Here is a 21,139-nt window from a genome sequence, read left to right as displayed (position 1 = left end):
CAGTTAGCCGCACTTTTCTGCCATAATGGACGCTTTCGTTGTTACTCCGCAGGAGCCCACCATGGATTTTACCGCCGGATTGATGCCGCTTGAGACGGCACTCACGCAGATGCTTGACCGAGTTTCCCCGCTGCATGACGTTGAGACGCTGCCCCTCGTGCGCTGTTTTGGCCGTATTGCCGCGCGCGATATCGTCTCTCCGCTTAACGTGCCGGGGTTTGATAACTCCGCGATGGACGGTTACGCGGTACGCCTGGCGGATCTCCAGACGGGTAACGCCCTGCCGGTGGCGGGTAAAGCCTTTGCGGGTCAGCCGTTTAGCGGTGAATGGCCTGCGGGCACCTGCGTGCGCATCATGACCGGCGCACCGGTTCCGGCAGGCTGCGACGCCGTGGTGATGCAGGAAGAGACCGAACAGACCGACGACGGCGTGCGTTTTACCGCGAGCGTCAAAGCGGGCCAGAACATCCGCCGTACCGGCGAGGACATTACCCTCGGCGCGACGGTCTTTGCCGCCGGACAGAAGCTGACGGTAGCGGAGCTGCCGGTCCTGGCCTCGCTCGGCATCGCGGACATCGACGTTATCCGTAAAGTGCGCGTTGCCGTTTTCTCCACCGGCGACGAGCTGCAGCTTCCGGGCCAGCCGCTGCAGGACGGCCAGATCTACGACACCAACCGTCTGGCGGTACACCTGATGCTGGAGCAGCTGGGCTGCGAGGTGATTAACCTCGGTATCATTCCAGACGATCCGGAAAAACTGCGCGCGGCGTTTATCGAGGCGGATAAATCCGCCGACGTGGTCATCAGCTCCGGCGGCGTCTCCGTGGGCGAAGCGGATTACACCAAAACCCTTCTTGAAGAGCTGGGTGAAATCGCCTTCTGGAAGCTGGCGATCAAGCCGGGCAAGCCGTTCGCGTTTGGCAAGCTTTCACACAGCTGGTTCTGCGGCCTGCCGGGTAACCCAGTCTCGGCGGCACTCACCTTCTACCAGCTGGCGATCCCGCTGCTGGCGAAGCTTTCCGGCAACACGGCCAGCCCGCTGCCGGAACGCCAGCGCGTTCGTGCCGCCACGCGCCTGAAAAAATCACCGGGCCGCCTCGATTTCCAGCGCGGCATTCTGACCCGCAGCGCGGACGGCGAGCTCGAAGTGAGCACCACCGGGCACCAGGGCTCGCACATTTTCAGCTCCTTCAGCCAGGGCAACTGCTTTATCGTGCTGGAGCGCGAGCGCGGTAACGTGGAAGCCGGCGAATGGGTTGAGGTCGAGCGCTTTAACCACCTGTTCGGAGGCTGACATGACGGTGGAGCTGAGCGACCCGGAGATGATGCGCTACAACCGCCAGATTGTGCTGCGCGGGTTTGATTTCGAGGGCCAGGAAGCGCTTAAGTCGGCCAGCGTGCTGGTTGTCGGGCTGGGCGGTCTGGGCTGCGCCGCCGCGCAGTATCTTGCCGCAGCGGGCGTGGGAAAGATGACGCTGCTGGATTTCGATACCGTATCGGTCTCGAACCTGCAGCGCCAGACGCTGCACAGCGACGCGACTGTGGGCCAGCCGAAAGTGGAATCCGCCCGCACGGCGCTGGCGCGCATCAACCCCCACGTTCAGTTCACCCTGATTGACGCGATGCTGGATGACGACGCGTTGTCCGCGCAGATTGCGCAGCACGACCTGGTGCTGGACTGCACCGATAACGTCACCGTCCGTAACCAGCTGAACGCGGGCTGTTTTGCCCACAAAACCCCGCTGGTCTCCGGCGCGGCGATCCGCATGGAGGGGCAAATCAGCGTCTTCACGTACGCCGAGGGTGAACCCTGCTATCGCTGCCTGAGCCGTCTGTTTGGCGAGAATGCGCTGACCTGCGTTGAGGCGGGCGTGATGGCGCCGCTCGTCGGCGTGATTGGCTCATTGCAGGCAATGGAAGCGATCAAAGTCCTGGCGAATTACGGCACGCCCGCAGCGGGGAAAATCGTGATGTATGACGCGATGACCTGCCAGTTCCGCGAGATGAAGCTGATGCGTAACCCGGGGTGTGAGGTCTGCGGAGGGTAAACCCTGCTGCGGCCTGATGCCCTCACCCCAGCCCTCTCCCACAGGGAGAGGGAGAAAACCGTAGGCCGGGTAAGCGTTAGCGCCACCCGGCAACCGCGTCAGATCGACGTCCGTCCAAACGCACCCTGCCAGTCCTGCTCAAATTTCACGATCGCCGCATCCACTGCCGGAGAAGTAATAAACTGCTGCGCCACGTCCAGCGGCAGCGTGATGGACTCGCACCCTGCCAGCAGGCAGTCCAGCGCCTGACGCGGGGTTTTAAAGCTCGCGGCCAGCACCTTTGACTGCGGGGCATGCAGCGTCAGCAGCTGCTGTAATTCAACCACGGTCTGGATCCCGTCCCCACCCTGCGCGTCCACGCGGTTAACGTAAGGCGCCACATACTCGGCACCCGCCAGCGCGGAGAGCATCCCCTGCGCGGCGCCGTACACCGCCGTGCCCAGCGTCGGGATGCCTTCCGCTTTCAGCATCTTGATTGCCGCCAGCCCCTCTGCGGTCACCGGCACTTTCACCACCAGATCGTTAATGATGGTGCGCAGCTTACGCGCGTCCTCCACCATCCCTTCGGCGGTGGTCGCCATCACCTGGGCGAACAGACGACCTTTGCCACCCAGCGCGTCGTGCAGCTCTGGCAGCAACACGTCCAGCGGCGTTTTACCTGCCGCCACAATGCTTGGGTTGGTGGTCACGCCCGCCAGCGGGAAGATACGCGCCAGCTTTTTGACTGCCGCAACGTCAGATGTGTCGAGATAAAGTTCCATGATGTCACCCTCAAAATTAGCCTGCACTTACCCTATCACGACAAAACCTGCTCAAGAGTTGACCTGCATCAAGATAACTTTCATTCGAAAGTCATTTAATCTTCATATGCAATATGAGAGGCGAAATCATGATCTTCAATATTCAGCGTTACTCTACCCACGATGGCCCCGGCATTCGAACCGTGGTGTTCCTGAAAGGCTGCTCGCTGGGCTGTCGCTGGTGCCAGAACCCGGAAAGCCGCTCCCGCAGCCGGGACGTGCTGTTTGATGCGCGCCTGTGTCTGGACGGCTGCGACCTGTGCCAGCAGGCGGCACCGGGCTGTATCGAACGCGCGCTGAATGGCCTGGTCATCCACCGCGAAAAGCTGAATGAAGAGACGCTTAATGCCCTTACCGACTGCTGCCCGACGCAGGCGCTGACCGTCTGCGGTGAAGAGCAGCAGGTCGAGGAGATCATGGCGACCGTACTGCGCGACAAACCCTTCTACGACCGCAGCGGCGGCGGGATCACCCTCTCCGGCGGCGAGCCGTTTATGAACCCCGAGCTGGCGCAGGCCCTGTTTAAAGCCAGCCACGAACACGGGATCCACACCGCCGTCGAAACCTGCCTTCACGTGCCGTGGCACTATATCGAGCCGTCATTACCGTACGTCGATCTGTTCCTCGCCGACCTGAAGCACGTCGACGGTGACCTATTCAAGCAGTGGACGGACGGTTCGGCTAAGCGCATCCTGGACAACCTGAAACGCCTGGCCGCCGCCGGGAAAAAAATCACCATCCGCGTGCCGCTGATCCAGGGCTTTAACGCCGATAAAGCGTCCATAACCGCCATTACCAACTTCGCCGCCGACGAACTCGGCGTCGACGATATTCATTTTCTGCCGTATCACACGCTGGGCATGAACAAATACACCCTGCTCGGCCAACCCTACTCTGCCCCTGACAAACCGCTGGATAACCCTGCCCTGCTGGACTTCGCGCAGCAGTACGCCTGCCAGAAAGGGTTAACCGCGACCTTACGAGGATAAACTTATGACAACCCTGAATCTCAACACCCTCAGCGAGCGCATTAAGGCGCACAAAACGGCGCTGGTGCATATCGTTAAGCCGCCGGTCTGCACCGAGCGCGCGCAGCATTACACCGAAATGTACCAGCAGCACATGGACAAGCCGATCCCGGTCCGTCGCGCCCTGGCGCTGGCCCATCACCTGGCCGAGCGTACCATCTGGATCAAACACGACGAGCTGATTATCGGTAACCAGGCAAGCGAAGTGCGCGCCGCACCGATTTTCCCGGAATACACCGTCTCCTGGATTGAGAAAGAGATCGACGACCTGGCGGATCGCCCGGGCGCGGGCTTTGCGGTGAGCGAAGAGAACAAGCGCGTACTGCATGAGATCTGCCCGTGGTGGCGCGGCCAGACGGTGCAGGACCGCTGCTACGGCATGTTCACCGACGAGCAGAAAGGCCTGCTGGAAACCGGCATTATCAAAGCCGAAGGCAACATGACTTCCGGCGACGCGCACCTGGCGGTGAACTTCCCACTGGTGCTGGAGAAAGGTCTCGACGGCCTGCGCGCCAAAGTGGCAGAGCGCCGCTCGCGCATCAACCTGACGGTGCTGGAAGACCTGCACGGCGATCAGTTCCTGAAGGCAATTGATATCGTGCTGGAAGCGGTGAGCCTGCACATCAAACGCTTCGCCGTTCTGGCGCGCGAGATGGCCTCAACCGAAACCCGCGCAAGCCGCCGCGACGAGCTGCTGGCGATGGCGGAAAACTGCGACATCATTGCCCACGAGCCGCCAAAAACCTTCTGGCAGGCGCTGCAGCTGTGCTACTTCATTCAGCTGATCCTGCAGATTGAGTCCAACGGCCACTCCGTCTCCTTCGCGCGTATGGACCAGTATCTCTACCCGTTCTACCGCCGCGACGTGGAGCTGAACCTGAGCCTCGACCGCGAACACGCCATTGAGCTGCTGCACAGCTGCTGGCTGAAGCTGCTGGAAGTGAACAAGATCCGCTCCGGCTCGCACTCCAAGGCTTCCGCCGGAAGCCCGCTGTACCAGAACGTCACCATCGGCGGCCAGAAGCTGGTCAACGGTGAGCCGATGGACGCGGTGAACCCGCTCTCCTACGCGATTCTGGAATCCTGCGGTCGTCTGCGCTCCACCCAGCCGAACCTGAGCGTGCGCTACCATGCGGGCATGAGCAATGACTTCCTCGACGCCTGCGTGCAGGTGATCCGCTGCGGGTTCGGGATGCCTGCCTTTAACAACGACGAAATCGTGATCCCGGAATTCATCAAGCTCGGCATTGAGCGCGACGACGCCTACGACTACGCGGCGATTGGCTGTATCGAAACCGCGGTGGGCGGCAAGTGGGGCTATCGCTGCACCGGCATGAGCTTTATCAACTTCGCCCGCGTGATGCTGGCGGCGCTGGAAGGCGGCCGCGATGCCACCAGCGGCAAGGTGTTCCTGCCGCAGGAGAAAGCCCTCTCTGCCGGTAACTTCGACAATTTCGACGAGGTGATGGCGGCGTGGGATACCCAGATCCGCTACTACACCCGTAAATCCATCGAGATTGAGTACGTGGTGGACACCATGCTGGAGGAAAATGTCCACGATATTCTCTGCTCGGCGCTGGTGGACGACTGCATCGAGCGCGCGAAAAGCATCAAGCAGGGCGGCGCGAAGTATGACTGGGTCTCCGGCCTGCAGGTGGGCATCGCCAACCTCGGCAACAGCCTGGCGGCGGTGAAGAAGCTGGTGTTCGAGCAGGGCGTCATCGGTCAACAGCAGCTGGCGGCCGCCCTGGCGGATGACTTCGACGGGCTGACCCACGAGCAGTTGCGTCAGCGCCTGATCAACGGCGCGCCGAAGTACGGCAACGACGACGACAGCGTGGATATGCTGCTGACCCGTGCCTATCAGACCTATATTGAAGAGCTGAAGCAGTACCACAACCCGCGCTACGGCCGCGGCCCGATTGGCGGTAACTATTACGCGGGCACCTCTTCCATTTCCGCGAACGTGCCGTTTGGCGCGGCGACGATGGCGACGCCAGACGGACGTAAGGCGCACACCCCGCTGGCGGAAGGGGCAAGCCCGGCTTCCGGTACCGACCACCTGGGTCCAACGGCGGTGATCGGCTCTGTGGGTAAACTGCCTACCGAGGCGATTCTCGGCGGCGTGCTGCTGAACCAGAAGCTGAACCCGTCGACGCTGGAAAACGACAGCGATCGCCAGAAGCTGATGGTGCTGCTGCGCACCTTCTTCGAGGTGCATAAGGGCTGGCATATTCAGTACAACATCGTCTCGCGCGACACGCTGCTGGAGGCGAAGAAACACCCTGACCAGTATCGTGACCTGGTGGTGCGCGTCGCGGGCTACTCGGCGTTCTTCACCGCCCTGTCGCCGGATGCGCAGGACGATATTATTGCCCGTACTGAGCATACGCTGTAACGGTGTATCCCCTAAGGGGAAATGCGCACGCTGATGCCCTCACCCCGGCCCTCTCCCACGGGGAGAGGGAGAAAACACTAAAAACGGCAACCTCGGTTGCCGTTTTGCTTTTACTTTCGAATGAAATTAAATTTGTGCTCCCCGTCACCTTGTTATTAGAATGTTTCAAAACGCAGTGACCCAGGAGCACAGTATGACCGTTAAAGTTATCGTCACCGATATGGACGGAACTTTTCTTGATGATGCCAAGCAGTACGATCGTGACCGCTTCCAGGCACAGTTTGAGCAGCTTAAAGCCCGCGACATTGAATTCGTTGTCGCCAGCGGCAATCAGTATTACCAGCTCATCTCCTTCTTTCCGGAGCTGAAAGACAGGATCTCCTTCGTGGCGGAAAACGGCGCGCTGGTGTTCGATCGCGGGGAGCAAATTTTTCACGGCGAGCTGACCCGCCATGAATCGCAGATCGTCATTGGCGAACTGCTGAAAGATAAAGGGCTGAACTTCGTGGCCTGCGGGCTGGAGAGTGCCTACGTGAGCGACAAAGCCCCTGAAGCGTTCGTGGCGCTGATGTCAAAGCACTACCATCGCTTAAAGCGCATCAGCGATTACCGTGAAATTGACGACGTGCTGTTTAAGTTCTCCCTGAACCTGCCGGACAGCGATATCCCTAACCTGGTGGATAAGCTGCACGTCTCCCTGGACGGCATCATGAAGCCCGTCACCAGCGGCTTTGGCTTTGTGGATTTGATTATCCCCGGGCTGCACAAAGCTAACGGCATCAGCCGTCTGCTGAAGCGCTGGAAAATCTCCCCGCAGGAGTGCGTGGCCATTGGCGACAGCGGCAACGATGCCGAGATGCTGAAGCTGGTGAAATATTCCTTTGCGATGGGCAACGCGGCGGAAAGCATCAAAGAAATCAGCCGCTACAGCACCGACGACAATAACCATCAGGGCGCGCTGAACGTTATTCAGGCCGTGCTCGACAACCACTCCCCGTTCGACGCCTGATCCTCTCCTCGCCGGAGCCTGGCTCCGGCTTCTCACTCTTTTTCCGTCCTGTGGCTTGCGTCAAGTTTTTAAACTTGCATTAACTTAATTTTAACTTAAAGTATCATTTGTAGACATTTTTACTTTCGAATGAAAGATGAGAGGCAGTTATGACCTTTACCAGTGAAACCTTGCCGGCGGATCACAAAGCGGCAATCCGTCAGTTGAAACGTGAGCTGCGCGCGCAGATCGGCGACGTGCAGGCGGTTTTCAACAAGCTCAGCGATAAAATTGCCACCCGCGTGGCGGAAATCAACGCCCTTAAAAACAAAGGCGAATCCGTCTGGCCGGCGATCCCGTTCGCGGATGTAAAAAACGGCACGATTACCGACGCGCAGCGCGAAGCCGTTAAGCGCCGCGGCTGCGCGGTGATTAAAGGTCACTTCCCGCGCGAGCAGGCGCTGGCGTGGGATCAGTCGATGCTCGACTACCTCGATCTGAACAAGTTTGACGAGGTGTACAAAGGGCCGGGCGATAACTTCTTCGGCACCCTGACTGCTTCCCGTCCGGAGATTTACCCGATTTACTGGTCGCAGGCGCAGATGCAGGCGCGCCAGAGCGAAGAGATGGCGCAGGTGCAGTCGTTCCTGAACCGTTTATGGACATTCGAGAGCAACGGCAAACAGTGGTTTGACCCGGACGTGAGCGTGATTTATCCGGACCGTATCCGCCGCCGTCCGCCGGGAACCACCTCGAAAGGACTCGGCGCGCATACCGACTCCGGCGCGCTGGAGCGCTGGCTGTTGCCGGCCTATCAGCAGGTCTTTGCCCGCGTGTTTGACGGCAACATCGAGAAATACGATCCGTGGAACGCCGCGCACCGTACCGAAGTGGAAGAGTACACCGTCGATAACACCACCAAATGCTCGGTATTCCGCACCTTCCAGGGCTGGACGGCGCTGTCGGACATGATCCCCGGCCAGGGGCTGCTGCACGTGGTGCCCATCCCGGAAGCGATGGCGTACATTCTGCTGCGTCCGCTGCTGGACGACGTGCCGGAAGACGAGCTGTGCGGCGTTGCGCCGGGGCGCGTGCTGCCGGTTTCCGAGAAGTGGCACCCGCTGCTCATCGAGGCGCTGACCAGCATTCCGGCACTCGAGGCGGGTGATTCGGTGTGGTGGCACTGCGATGTGATCCACTCCGTCGCGCCGGTGGACAATCAGCAGGGCTGGGGCAACGTGATGTATATTCCCGCCGCACCGATGTGCGAGAAAAACCTCGCCTATGCGAAGAAGGTGAAGGAAGCGCTGGAGACCGGCGCGTCGCCGGGAGACTTCCCGCGCGAAGATTATGAAAAGAGCTGGCAGGACCGCTTTACCGTGAACGATCTCAACATCCACGGCAAGCGCGCGCTGGGCATGGTCTAACTGTCGTACAGCCCTTCCCGCTCCACGGCGGTGCGTCGTTTCCCCTGACGTATCCGCCGTACGGATCCCCGCACGGTCAACGTACCGTTAAGCAGTAACGTCCCCACCGGCGCGTCCGGGCGCATGAGCCGCTGCTGGAGCATGTGTACCGCTTCGGTTCCCAGTTCGTCGCGGGGAACGTGCACGGCCGTTAATGGAACATCCTGGATCGCCGCCAGGTTAAACCCGTCGATGCTCATCACCGACACGTCCTGCGGCACGCGCAGACCGTGGTTTTGTAATGCGCTGATGGTGCCCGCCGCCATAAAGTCGCCGCCGACCAGAAACGCGGTAGGTAAATCTTTCCCCTGCACTTCGCTGAGCCAGCTGCTGACCGCCTGTTCCGTTTCGCGCGCGCTGAAGCTGGGCACCACCAGCAGATCGCGTTTATCGCTGAACGTCAGGTTGTGGGACTGCCACGCGTCGCGGATCCCCGACAGGCGCAGCTCCATGGTGTAGCGACGCAGGCACAGTACGTTCATCACCTCACGGTGTCCCATCTCGAACAGGTATTCCGCAGCCCGCTCGCCAATGGCGCGGTGATCCGGCGCAACGGCAGGCAGACGCATGTGCCGGTCGCGGCAGTTAATCAGCATGCAGGGTTTACCCACATCTACCGCCAGATCGTGAATATGGGGATCGTCAATGCCGAGAAGGATTGCCGCCTGAGTATCCGGTTCATTCATGCGCGCCAGAAAAAGCTGGGCATCGCTGTCGTTCTCTTCCAGCGCGCAGTAGCGCAGGCGCACATCGTGGGATGCCAGGCCTTTACTCACGCTCTGGATCACGCGGTAGTAAAAGATGTCGGACCGCTCGTCGAAGGCGCGCTGGGGGGCAAAAACCACCAGGCTATTGAGCAGCAGCCGTCCCGCCGCCATGCCCTCCATCACCCCCAGCTCCCGCGCGCACGCCAGCACCTTTGCGCGCGCTTTTTCGCTGGTATTCGCTTTCCCCGCCAGCACCCGAGACACGGTGCTGATCGAGAGCTGCGTACGGGCGGCGATTTCGGTGATTTTTAGCCTTTTGTCCATTTTGTGATCTGGCTCCATTTGCGAAATGAAAAAATTTTCATAGCGTATCCGTCAGGCAATAACTGACATAAATGCCATCATGCCAGAGTGGTTGAGTCAGTTATGAGAAATTTTGCACAAAATCCACTATTGCCCACTCATTTTCTCCCTTAAGGTGAACTTGTCACACAACTTCCATACTAGTTGTATACCAACTTAAGCAGTTTAAACGGATAGAAATCAAAGGCATAAAAATCTGTGTGACACCTGAACCTCCGTCCCCTTACCGTCCGTCTTGTGGAGAGTAAAATGAGTCAGGACATCAATAACACCGTTGCGACAAGCAAAACCCGTCGCGTCATCAAGAACCTGCGCTGGTACGTGCTGGTGCTGTTCTTACTTGGCGTCACCGTTAACTACATCACCCGAAATTCGTTAGGCATTCTTGCCCCCGAGCTGAAAGAGAGCCTCGGGATCACCACCGAGCAGTACTCCTGGATCGTTGGCGCGTTCCAGATCGCCTACACCATTTTCCAGCCCCTCTGCGGCTGGCTGATTGACGTGATCGGCCTGAAGATTGGCTTTATGGTCTGCGCCGGCATCTGGGCGCTGATGTGTATTTTCCACGCGGGCGCCGGAAGCTGGCTGCACCTGGCTATTTTGCGCTTCTTTATGGGTGCCTCTGAGGCCGCCGCTACCCCGGCTAACGCCAAAACCATCGGTGAATGGTTCCCGAAATCAGAACGACCCGTTGCCGCCGGCTGGGCGGGCGTGGGCTTCTCCATCGGCGCGATGCTGGCTCCGCCAATCATCTACTTTGCTCACGCCTCGTTCGGCTGGCAGGGGGCGTTCATGTTTACCGGCGTGCTGGCGCTGCTGTGGGTGATCCTGTGGTGGGCGTTCTACCATAACCCGGAGCAGCACCCGAACCTGAGCAAGGACGAGCTGGCGTTTATCAAGCAGGATAACGAACCGCCTGCCGTCAAACTGCCCTTCCTGACCGCGCTGAAAACCGTCTCGAAGAACAAACGCTTCTACGGTATCGCCATCCCGGCCTTTATGGCGGAACCGGCCTGGGCGGTGCTGAGCTTCTGGGTGCCGCTGTACCTTGCCAAAGAGCACGGCATGGACCTGAAGCAGATTGCGATGTTTGCCTGGCTGCCGTTCCTCGCCGCTGACCTCGGCAGCGTGGCGAGCGGTTACCTGACGCGTCTGTACACCCGCCTGTTCGGCTGCTCCCGCGTGAACTCTGTCGTCGCCAGCTCCGTGACCGGCGCGTTCCTGATGATCTCGCTGGCCATCGTGGCCATTACCCGCGACCCATATATCACCATCGTGCTGATCTCCATCGGCGGCTTCGGGCACCAGATCATCTCCTGCATGCTCAGCGCCCTGGTCGTGGAGTCGTTCGACAAAGGCCAGATGGCGACCGTCAACGGCATGCGCGGCTCGGCGGCGTGGATCGCCAGCTTCCTGTTCTCGCTGTTAATCGGTGTGACCGCCGACAAAATCGGCTTTAACCCGCTCTTTATCGCCATGGGCTTCTTTGACCTGATTGGCGCTCTCTTCCTGGTAGCATTTATTGCTGAACGTCGCGCCAAGCGCGCCTGATAGTGGATGTATTGCATATGAAAACCCTGAAAAACTGGACCCTTGATACGCAGTCGGCAAACCATCTTGAACTGCTGGTCGATAACCAGCACCGCCTGTGCCTGTATGTGCTGGAAGAGAACCTGTTCCGCGTGCTGATCAAACGCAAAGGCGAGCTGGCGCTGGACCGCACCTGGAGCATCGCCCCGGAACAAGACGTGCCGTGGGAAGGTCGCCGTCGTGACGATGTCAGCGGCTTCACCTGCCCGGCCTGGACGCTGACGCAGCAGGACGACACGTTAACCGTGGCAACCGAACAGCTGCGCGTCACCGTGCACCAGCCGCTGTGGCTGGAGTGGCACTACCGCGATGAGGCGGGCGAGTGGCAGCCGCTGGTCAATGACCGCCCCACCAGCGCCTACCTGCTGAACGCCCACGGCGACGGCGTGGCGCACTACCTCAGCCGTCGTAAAGACGAGCGTTTCTACGGCCTGGGCGAGAAAGCGGGCGATCTGCAGCGCAACGGTAAACGCTATGAGATGCGCAACCTCGACGCAATGGGGTACAACGCGGCCAGCACCGACCCGCTCTACAAGCACATCCCGTTCACTATCGCCCGCCGCGACGACGTCAGCTACGGCCTGTTCTACGACAACCTGAGCAGCTGCTGGCTGGATCTGGGTAACGAAATCGACAACTACCACACCGCCTATCGCCGCTGGCAGGCGGAAGCGGGCGATATCGACTACTACATCTTTACCGGCAGGCGCGTGCTGGACGTCACCAAAGCCTTCGTACGCCTGACCGGGAAAACGCTGTTCGGACCGAAATGGAGCCTGGGCTACAGCGGCTCGACCATGCACTACACCGACGCGCCGGATGCGCAAAACCAGCTGATGAACTTCATCCGCCTGTGCGAAGAGCACGCCATCCCGTGCGACTCGTTCCAGCTCTCCTCCGGCTATACCTCCATCAACGGCAAGCGCTACGTCTTCAACTGGAACTACGACAAGGTGCCGCAGCCGAAGGTAATGAGCCAGGCGTTCCACGACGCGGGATTGAAGCTGGCCGCCAACATCAAGCCGTGCCTGCTGCAGGATCATCCTCGCTATAACGAAGTGGCGGAGAGCGGCCTGTTCATTCGCGATTCAGAAACCGATGCACCCGAACGTTCCAGCTTCTGGGATGACGAAGGCTCGCACCTCGACTTTACCAACCCGCAGACGGTGCAGTGGTGGCAGAACGGCGTCACCACGCAGCTGCTGGAGATGGGCATCGACTCCACCTGGAACGACAACAACGAATATGAAGTGTGGGACGGGGAAGCCCGCTGCTTTGGCTTCGGTAAGGAGATCGCCATCAAGCACATTCGCCCGGTCATGCCGCTGCTGATGATGCGCGCCTCGCTGGAAGCGCAGCAGCGCTTTGCGCCGGAAAAACGCCCGTATCTGATCTCCCGCTCCGGCTGCGCCGGGATGCAGCGCTACGTTCAGACCTGGAGCGGCGACAACCGCACCAGCTGGGACACGCTGCGCTATAACATCCGCATGGGGCTGGGCATGAGCCTGTCGGGGCTGTTCAACGTCGGCCATGACGTGGGCGGTTTCTCCGGCGACAAGCCGGACGCCGAGCTGTTCGTGCGCTGGGTGCAGAACGGCGTGATGCATCCGCGCTTTACCATTCACTCGTGGAACGATGACCACACGGTGAACGAGCCGTGGATGTACCCGGGCTTCACCCCAGCCATTCGCGGTGCGGTTGAGCTGCGCTACCGCCTGCTGCCGTATCTCTACACCTTGCTCTGGCAGGCGCACGCCGACGACGAGCCGATGCTGCGTCCGACTTTCCTCGACCACGAGCACGATGCGCAGACCTTCGAAGAGTGCGATGACTTCCTGCTGGGCCGCGACCTGCTGGTCGCCAGCGTGGTCGAAGCCGGGCAGCGCGAGCGCCGCGTCTGGCTGCCGGATAACGACACCGGCTGGTATGATTTTTACACCCACGTGTGGTATGCGGGCGGCCAGTCCATCGTTCTCGACGCGCCGCTGGAAAAACTGCCGCTGCTGGTGCGCGCCGGAGCCGGTCTGCCGCTCAGCGAGCGCATCACGCATGTGAGTGCCGAAAAAGATACGGCTCGCGAACTGAAGCTGTTCCCTGTGAAGGGCGTCGGCACAACCTCGGGCATGCTGTTTGAAGACGACGGCGAAAGCTGGGGATACCAGAACGGCAATGCGCTGTGGGTGGAATGGGAAATGGTGTGCGACGGCGCAAGTATCAACCTGAAGGTGAATGCGCGCGGCGACTATCGTCCGGCGTGGAAGGCGCTGAAGGTATCATTACCGGCGGGGGAAAAACGTACGCTGCGGGTGAACGGGGTTGAAGGGAGTGAGTGGGTGCTGTAGTGCGGCCTGATGCCCTCACCCTAACCCTCTCCCACAGGGAGAGGGAATAGAACGTAGGCCCGGTAAGCGAAGCGCCACCGGGCTTTTTTTTAGTTCTCGATACCTTTGCTGCGCAGGTAATCTTCGTAGTTACCGGTGAAGTCCACCACGCGCTCTGGCGTAATTTCGATCACGCGGGTCGCCAGCGAGCTGACAAACTCACGGTCGTGAGAGACGAAGATCAGCGTGCCCTGGTACATCTCCAGCGCCATGTTCAGGGATTCGATAGATTCCATGTCCAGGTGGTTAGTCGGTTCGTCCATCACCAGGATGTTTGGTTTTTCCATCATCAGCTTGCCGAACAGCATGCGCCCCTTCTCACCACCGGAAAGCACTTTAGCCGGCTTTTTGATGTCGTCCTGGCTGAACAGCAGACGACCCAGAATGCTGCGCACCGCCTGCTCGTCGTCGCCTTCCTGCTTCCACTGGCTCATCCAGTCAAAGACGGTCAGGTCATTTTCGAACTCGTACTCATGGTCCTGCGCGTAATAACCAATCTGCGCGTTTTCGGACCATTTCACGGTGCCGTTGTCCGGCTGCAGTTCGCCGACCAGGGTTTTCAGCATGGTGGATTTACCCACGCCGTTGGCGCCCAGAATGGCAATCTTCTCGCCCACTTCCAGCAGCAGGTTGAAGTTTTTAAACAGCGGGCCTTCATCGAAGCCTTTGGTAAGGGCTTCCACTTCCAGCGCGTTACGGAACAGCTTCTTGTCCTGCTCGAAGCGGATGAACGGGTTCTGACGGCTGGAGGCTTTAACCTCTTCCAGCTTGATTTTATCAATCTGACGCGCACGCGAGGTTGCCTGACGCGATTTAGAGGCGTTGGCGCTGAAGCGGCTGACGAAGGACTGCAGGTCAGCAATCTGCGCTTTCTTCTTGGCGTTATCCGCCAACAGACGTTCACGCGCCTGGGTGGCCGCCGTCATGTATTCGTCGTAGTTGCCCGGATACACGCGCAGCTCGCCGTAGTCCAGATCCGCCATGTGCGTACAGACCATGTTCAGGAAGTGACGGTCGTGCGAGATGATGATCATGGTGCTGTCGCGATCGTTCAGCGTCTGCTCCAGCCAGCGGATGGTGTCGATGTCCAGGTTGTTCGTCGGTTCGTCGAGCAGCAGGATGTCCGGGTTAGAGAACAGCGCCTGAGCCAGCAGCACACGCAGCTTCCAGCCTGGCGCGACTTCGCTCATCGGGCCGTAATGCTGTTCAACCGGAATACCCACGCCCAGCAGCAGCTCGCCCGCGCGCGCTTCCGCAGAGTAACCGTCCATCTCGCCGTACTGCGTTTCCAGGTCGGCCACTTTATAGCCGTCTTCTTCGCTCATTTCGGCCAGCGCATAGATGCGATCGCGCTCCTGCTTCACTTCCCACAGCTCCGCGTGCCCCATGATCACGGTGTCGAGCACGGTGAACTCTTCGAAGGCGAACTGATCCTGACGCAGCTTACCGATGCGCTCGTTCGGATCGAGGGACACGTTGCCGAGGGTCGGCTCCAGATCGCCGCCGAGGATCTTCATAAAGGTGGATTTACCGCTACCGTTGGCACCAATCAGGCCGTAACGGTTGCCGCCGCCAAATTTGACGGAAATGTTTTCGAACAGCGGCTTACTGCCAAACTGCATAGTGACGTTGCTGGTAACTAACACGGGGAGATTCCTGCGAAAAGTGTGATAAACACGGCATTATGCCACAATTCCGAATTGAGATCCCGCGTTGCAACCATCCACTAAACTTTAACAAAATCGAAAAAAATGTGATTTCGTACACATCTGAATTCCCTGTGAGCGGGAATGCACATATAATGCGCTCCCATCACAGATTCAGACTTATCAACTCATCGCCTGAATGGCTTAGATACCTCGCACAACATGAACATGAAATTAACAGCGCTTTTTGCGGCGGCGTTAGCCGTAGTAGGTTTTTGTAAGACCGCGTCTGCGGTGACGTATCCCCTGCCGACCGACGGAAGCCGTCTGGTGGGTCAAAACCAGGTGGTGACGGTTCCTGAAGGTAACTCTCAGCCGCTGGAGTATTTCGCTGCGCAGTACCAGCTGGGCCTGTCTAACATGCTGGAAGCGAACCCGGGCGTTGACCCGTACCTGCCGAAAGCAGGTACCGTGCTGAATATTCCTCAGCAGCTGATCCTGCCGGATACCGTTCATGAAGGTATCGTGATTAACAGCGCCGAAATGCGTCTGTACTACTACCCGAAAGGCACCAACACCGTTATCGTGCTGCCAATCGGTATCGGCCAGCTGGGTAAAGACACCCCAATGAACTGGACCACCAAAGTTGAGCGTAAGAAAGCGGGCCCAACCTGGACGCCGACCGCCAAAATGCACGCAGAATACATCGCGGCGGGCGAACCGTTGCCAGCCGTTGTACCGGCAGGCCCGGATAACCCAATGGGCCTGTACGCGCTGTACATTGGTCGTCTGTATGCGATCCACGGCACCAACGCCAACTTCGGTATCGGCCTGCGCGTGAGCCACGGCTGCGTGCGCCTGCGTAACGACGACATCAAGTTCCTGTTCGAAAACGTGCCGGTCGGTACGCGCGTGCAGTTCATCAATGAACCGGTGAAAGCGACCTCTGAGCCAGACGGCAGTCGCTACATCGAAGTGCACAACCCGCTGTCCACCAGCGAAGACCAGATCAACAACAACGAAGTCGTTCCTGTTACGCTGAACAGCGCGGTGCAGGCGGTGACGTCTCAGCCAGATGTCGAAACGGCGATTGTTGACCAGGCCGTGCAGAACCGCTCCGGTATGCCGGTGCGTTTGAACTGATCACGCTGAATCAATAACGTATCTTATAAGACCCCGTATTATCGGGGTCTTATTGCACTGTAATCTCCATCACGCTGACCCTTTCTGAACAGCTATTACTGCCGTAAGTGCCTTTCTTGCCATTTTCTGCTAACCCAGCGGGGTTACATCTAATCCTCTAAGTGTTATGATGCGCCCACTTATAAAATCAGTTTTATCTGGTTTTTTAAGGTCTTTTTATCTCCTGGAGCACGCATAGTTTGATGATTAGCATTAACTTAACAACAACAAAATCGCGCCTTTATCTCTGTTCGCAAACAGTGTGGTCACTGGCGAACCAGAGTAAGAAGGTCGATCAAATTGTTGTGTGGGTCTCCAGTACACCTTATCTCAGTGACGAAGGCATCACTGAGGAGCCGGAGTGGGCGCAGAAAATTCGCCAGACGGGCACCAACCTGGTTTTTAAATGGGTTAAGAACACCGGCCCTTATCGGAAATTGTTTCCGGCGCTGCAAGCAGCAACCGAAGACGATATTCTGATTTATGCCGATGATGACGCAATCTATAACGAAATTTGGGCAGAAACACTGCTGGATGATTTTTATCGCCACAATCAAAAATATGTGGTTGCCGCGCGGGTGCGTGAAACAGTAAAGAAGAAGAAAGAACTTCTTGATACCTATCGTAATTTCCCGCTTATCACCGTGCCAAAAGTCGTTGAGCAGAACTATATCATCACCGGTCTTGGTGGCGTTGTGCTCAAGAAAAATATGATCCCGGAATATTTCCATTATAACGAAGATTTTATTACGGTTTGTCCTCGCGCGGATGATATTTGGATCAGCAAACTGATTCAGCTAACCAAAACACCTGTCTATGTTTCTGCACAAAGCATTCGTTTTGTTCATGAAATAATCCATGACTATGGATTATCGCGCGAGAATACCAGCAAAATAAAACGTTCCTGGTTTCAAAAAATCCGTTTTACATTTAAGCCTGGTCAAATACAGCATCTGTGTCAGAACGATCTTTACATAAAAGACACGGACAGCTATTTCGAGTCGTGCGCCTGAAAGACTGATTACCCGTTATTCACGATCACGATCCCGCCGTGGTCGTAGCGATAGTGGCAGTGGGCATACTCCAGCGGCGTGCCATCTTCCAGATAAATCACCTGCTCCACCTCCAGCACCGGATCGGTTTCCTCGCAGACCAGATGCTCTCTGTCCAGCGCGCTGGGCTTAAGCGCCCGCACCACCCGGTACGACCCCATAATTTTCAGCCCCAGCGTTTCCTGAACGTACTGGAACACTGAAGCTTCAAGATGGTTTTTCGTCAGGCCCGGGACCAGATTCATCGGCATCACCGTGGAATCCAGCGACATCGGTTCACCGTTCAGCAAACGGAGTCGAATAAAGTCATAGATCGGCGCATCGGCGTTAATCATCAGCGACGCCTGCTCTTTTTCGTTCGGGAAGCGCAGCTCGAAATGCACCACCTGGCTCGTGACCGTGCCCAGATGCGCCCAGGTTTTGGTCGCGCCAAAGTAGTCGCTGCCGGAGAGATCCCACTGCGAGAGCTGGAGGAAGTTTTTACGGATGAACGTGCCCTGGCCCTGACGGGTATAGACCAGACCTTCGACGATCAGCTGGCGCATCGCTTGCTGAATGGTCATCCGGCTGGAGCTGAACTCCGCCGCCAGCGCAAACTGGTCCGGCAGGGGTTCGTTGGCGGCGTACTGCTGGCTGATAATGCGTTTCTTAATTTCCCGCGCTATGGTGATGTACTTCGCCGCCATCGTCCTTCCTTTCAGTTAGTTTTCTATCCCGCTGTTTTTCAACGCCACTCTCTCGGCAATCTTGAGGAAAGGCAGGTAGAAGAATACACCAAATACGATGATTGCCAACTGCACCACCACCGCCCGCCAGTCTCCCGCCGTAGCCAGCCAGGCGCTCAGGATCGGCGGCGTGGTCCACGGGATCATCACCACGCAGCGCGACATTAGCCCCAGCGTGGTACAGAGCCAGGCGAAATAAATGCCGATGGCGGGCAGCAGCACAAACGGGATCATCAGCGGCAGGTTAAATACGATCGGCAGGCCGAAAATCACCGGCTCGTTGATGTTAAACAGGCCCGGCGCCAGCGACAGGCGCGCCACCTGCTTCGCCGACTGCTGGCGCGAGAAGATAAATATCGCAATCAGCAGCGAGATTGTACTGCCCGTGCCGCCCACCATGCCAAACGTCGGCACGAAGATATTGTTGATGATGTGCGGAATGGGCTGACCGTTGGCGAAGGCCAGCATATTTTCGTTGGTATTGATCAGCAGGAACGGCTCCAGCACCACGCTGTTGACCACCGACTGATGAATGCCGAGCGTGAACAGGAAGTTGCCGAAGCTGTAGATGAAAATCGTCCCCGGCAGGCTGGTGTTGATCAGCCGCAGCGGCTGCTGGATAAAGGTCGTAATGAGATGGATCAGATCCGTATGCAGCACGTTTGCCAGCACCGCCGCCAGCACCGCGAACAGGGAGAGCGTGAGGATGGTCGGGATCAGCGCGGTAAAAGATTTGCTCACGGCCGGAGGCACGTTTTCCCCCAGCGAAATGTGCAGCGCCTTCAGGCGCGAAATAGCGATAAACACTTCCGTTGAGAGCAGCCCAATCAGCACCCCGGCGAAAATCCCGGTGGAGCCGATATTGGCGAACGTCAGCACCTGGGTGACGTTCACCGTGGTATCGCTGCCGACGGGCATAATCTGCAATCGCATCGGCATCATGATGATGAAGCTGCTGACGGCGATAACCACTGCCGAGACCGGATTGTCGAAATCTTTGTTGCGCGCCAGCGACCAGGCAATCATCGGCGCCAGCAGCAGCGCGGCAATGTTCAGCGTGCCGTTGATAATCGCCTCGCCCCACACTTTGAAGTGTGCCAGCGTATCGCCGTGAAAAATCCACGGAAACACCACGTTGTTCACCAGCACCGCCAGACCGGCGAGGATGAAAATCGGCATCACCGTGGCGAAGGCGTCGCGCAGGGAGCGCAGGTGCACCTGGTTTGCCAGGCGCGCCGAAAACTCGACAAATTTATCGACAAAGGACTGCATGTGCGGTGTGATTTTTGTTTCAGACATAGCGGAGTGTTCCCATCAATCAGTCACAAAAACGGCCCGGCAGCGTACGGCTTACATCTCGCGTCCGTTGGTATGGATAACCTGTTTTAACCACGCGTAGCTCTTCTTCGGCACGCGCTTCAGGTCTTTCAGGTCGTGGTTTTCCCGGTTGACATAGACCACGCCGTAGCGCTTACGCATGTCGCCCTGGGAGCTGAGAATGTCGATCAATCCCCAGCCGAGGTAGCCAATGACCTCTGCCCCGTCCTCGAACATCGCCGCTTTCATGGCCTCGATGTGCGCCCGGTGATAGTCGATGCGGTAGGTGTCCTCAATCGGGTTCACGCCGTCCCATGACTCAATCACCCCAATGCCGTTCTCGATCGGGAACACCGGCAGGCGCCAGTCGTTGGCGTAGCGGGTGATGATGGTGCGGAAGCCCAGCGGATCGATCTGCCAGTTCCACTCGGTGGCCTTCAGGTACGGGTTATTTTTCTCGCCGTGCAGCAGGTAATAGTTCACCGGCGTGCCTTCCGGGATCGCATCGCTGTCCAGCGTTTTGCTGGCGTAATAGCTGAAGGCCATATAGTCGTTCTTTGTACGAGCGAACAGCGCCAGGTCCTCGGCGCGGTAGATATCACCAAAGCCCTCCTGTTCCACCACCGCCATCACCGCCGGGCTGTAGCCTTGCCCTGCGAAGACGCGCAGCAGGTTCTGGTTGAGAAACTCGTCATACTGCTGGGCGCAGAAGATATCGCGCGGTTTGCAGGTAGCCGGGTAGATCAGCTGGTGCGCCAGCATGCCGCCCATCAGCTGGCCCGGTCTGGTCTGGTGCAGGTATTCGGTTAGCGCCATGTGCGCCACCATCGTATGGTGCTGCAGCTCGTACAGCTCGCGCAGGGTTTTCTCGCCTTTCATATAGCCGGAAATACGGAACGCTTCCGGCATATGGAAGATGTTCTGCTCGTTGAAGGTCAACCAGTACTTCACGCGGTCGCCATAACAGTCGATCATCTTTTTGCCATAGCGGATAAAGGCGTCCATTACGCGGCGGTCGTTGAAGCCGTTGTACTCCTGCGCCAGCGCCAGCGGCATATCGAAATGGTACAGGCAGATCATCGGCTCGATGCCGCGGGCGATCAGATCGTCAATAAAGCGGTCGTAAAATGCGATGCCTTCGTCGTTGAACGGGCCGTCACCCTGCGGGCAGACGCGGCTCCATGAGATCTGGAAGCGGTAGCAGTTCATGCCCAGATCCTGCATCAGATCGAAATCTTCCCGGTAGCGGTGGTAGGAGTCGGTCGCCACTTTCCAGTCGGACACGTTTTCCCCGGCTTCACGAATGTCATACACCGACATCCCCTTCCCGCCTTCGTTCCAGGCTCCTTCCGTCTGCATGCTGGAGACCGAGTTGCCCCATAAAAAGTTGGCCGGTAGCTGATGGTTCATGTTTTCTCCCTATATGACTAGTCATTTAAAATTTCATG

16 protein-coding genes are annotated in these 21,139 nt (G+C 58.3%); 10 read left to right on the top strand and 6 right to left on the bottom strand.

All coding sequences use genetic code 11. From position 1 onward, the window contains the following. Window positions 1-61 precede the first annotated feature (61 nt). Both moeA and moeB read left to right on the top strand, forming a co-directional pair. Window positions 62-1,294, top strand: coding sequence for a molybdopterin molybdotransferase MoeA (moeA, locus tag AC0TOY_RS22660; protein ID WP_473722598.1), 1,233 nt, complete (start codon window positions 62-64; stop codon window positions 1,292-1,294). 1 nt (window position 1,295) lies between these two features. Beyond that, complete coding sequence (moeB, locus tag AC0TOY_RS22655; protein WP_473722597.1) at window positions 1,296-2,048, top strand: molybdopterin-synthase adenylyltransferase MoeB; 753 nt, start codon at window positions 1,296-1,298, stop codon at window positions 2,046-2,048. Window positions 2,049-2,146: 98 nt separating this feature from the next. Here the strand turns inward: moeB and fsa are convergent, their stop codons facing one another. Beyond that, window positions 2,147-2,809: a fructose-6-phosphate aldolase gene (gene fsa / locus AC0TOY_RS22650; protein ID WP_090417634.1), complete on the bottom strand. Its 663-nt coding sequence runs from the start codon at window positions 2,807-2,809 to the stop codon at window positions 2,147-2,149. Between the two features lie 128 nt (window positions 2,810-2,937). On the opposite strand from fsa, the gene AC0TOY_RS22645 reads away from it, so the two are divergent. The 4 genes from AC0TOY_RS22645 to AC0TOY_RS22630 all read left to right on the top strand — a co-directional run bounded on the left by AC0TOY_RS22645 (window position 2,938) and on the right by AC0TOY_RS22630 (window position 8,689). Then, a complete protein-coding gene (locus tag AC0TOY_RS22645; RefSeq protein WP_473722596.1) occupies window positions 2,938-3,837 on the top strand; it encodes a glycyl-radical enzyme activating protein in 900 nt (299 codons plus the stop codon). A 4-nt stretch (window positions 3,838-3,841) separates the two neighbouring features. Further along, window positions 3,842-6,274, top strand: a complete 2,433-nt coding sequence (locus AC0TOY_RS22640; protein ID WP_473722594.1) for a formate C-acetyltransferase/glycerol dehydratase family glycyl radical enzyme — start codon at window positions 3,842-3,844, stop codon at window positions 6,272-6,274. Window positions 6,275-6,467: 193 nt separating this feature from the next. Continuing rightward, a complete protein-coding gene (locus AC0TOY_RS22635) occupies window positions 6,468-7,283 on the top strand; it encodes a Cof-type HAD-IIB family hydrolase (RefSeq protein WP_148769777.1) in 816 nt (271 codons plus the stop codon). A 149-nt stretch (window positions 7,284-7,432) separates the two neighbouring features. After that, window positions 7,433-8,689: a DUF1479 domain-containing protein gene (locus AC0TOY_RS22630; RefSeq protein ID WP_473722593.1), complete on the top strand. Its 1,257-nt coding sequence runs from the start codon at window positions 7,433-7,435 to the stop codon at window positions 8,687-8,689. On the opposite strand, the gene AC0TOY_RS22625 is transcribed toward AC0TOY_RS22630, so the two are convergent. After that, on the bottom strand, window positions 8,686-9,759 hold the full coding sequence (locus tag AC0TOY_RS22625) for a LacI family DNA-binding transcriptional regulator (RefSeq protein ID WP_370883969.1): 1,074 nt from the start codon (window positions 9,757-9,759) through the stop codon (window positions 8,686-8,688). The two genes, AC0TOY_RS22630 and AC0TOY_RS22625, sit on opposite strands and share 4 nt — an antisense overlap. Window positions 9,760-10,047: 288 nt before the next feature. On the opposite strand from AC0TOY_RS22625, the gene AC0TOY_RS22620 reads away from it, so the two are divergent. Further along, window positions 10,048-11,349 carry an MFS transporter gene (locus AC0TOY_RS22620; protein ID WP_045909413.1) on the top strand — a complete coding sequence of 434 codons (1,302 nt, stop codon included), beginning with the start codon at window positions 10,048-10,050 and terminating at the stop codon, window positions 11,347-11,349. A gap of 17 nt (window positions 11,350-11,366) precedes the next feature. Further along, window positions 11,367-13,730: a glycoside hydrolase family 31 protein gene (locus AC0TOY_RS22615; RefSeq protein ID WP_473722592.1), complete on the top strand. Its 2,364-nt coding sequence runs from the start codon at window positions 11,367-11,369 to the stop codon at window positions 13,728-13,730. A gap of 89 nt (window positions 13,731-13,819) precedes the next feature. On the opposite strand, the gene AC0TOY_RS22610 is transcribed toward AC0TOY_RS22615, so the two are convergent. Beyond that, window positions 13,820-15,415 (bottom strand): ABC-F family ATPase, encoded by a 1,596-nt coding sequence (locus AC0TOY_RS22610; protein WP_024908697.1) that lies wholly within the window; start codon window positions 15,413-15,415, stop codon window positions 13,820-13,822. 222 nt (window positions 15,416-15,637) lie between these two features. On the opposite strand from AC0TOY_RS22610, the gene ldtB reads away from it, so the two are divergent. Further along, window positions 15,638-16,558, top strand: a complete 921-nt coding sequence (ldtB, locus tag AC0TOY_RS22605; protein ID WP_024908698.1) for a L,D-transpeptidase — start codon at window positions 15,638-15,640, stop codon at window positions 16,556-16,558. Between the two features lie 242 nt (window positions 16,559-16,800). Continuing rightward, window positions 16,801-17,610 (top strand): glycosyltransferase, encoded by an 810-nt coding sequence (locus AC0TOY_RS22600; protein WP_157188808.1) that lies wholly within the window; start codon window positions 16,801-16,803, stop codon window positions 17,608-17,610. Between the two features lie 8 nt (window positions 17,611-17,618). On the opposite strand, the gene AC0TOY_RS22595 is transcribed toward AC0TOY_RS22600, so the two are convergent. The 3 genes from AC0TOY_RS22595 to AC0TOY_RS22585 are packed head-to-tail and all read right to left on the bottom strand — an operon-like array spanning window position 17,619 to window position 21,101. Beyond that, window positions 17,619-18,335, bottom strand: a complete 717-nt coding sequence (locus AC0TOY_RS22595) for a GntR family transcriptional regulator (RefSeq protein ID WP_024908700.1) — start codon at window positions 18,333-18,335, stop codon at window positions 17,619-17,621. Window positions 18,336-18,350: 15 nt separating this feature from the next. Then, complete coding sequence (locus AC0TOY_RS22590) at window positions 18,351-19,673, bottom strand: PTS sugar transporter subunit IIC (protein WP_032649384.1); 1,323 nt, start codon at window positions 19,671-19,673, stop codon at window positions 18,351-18,353. A gap of 51 nt (window positions 19,674-19,724) precedes the next feature. Continuing rightward, complete coding sequence (locus tag AC0TOY_RS22585) at window positions 19,725-21,101, bottom strand: glycoside hydrolase family 1 protein (protein WP_061715701.1); 1,377 nt, start codon at window positions 21,099-21,101, stop codon at window positions 19,725-19,727. Window positions 21,102-21,139 lie beyond the last annotated feature (38 nt).

This window comes from Enterobacter sp. PL_is379 (genome assembly GCF_055817355.1).
The sequence above is the reverse complement of the archived record's forward strand: the minus strand, read 5'-3'. Positions and strand labels throughout refer to the sequence as shown.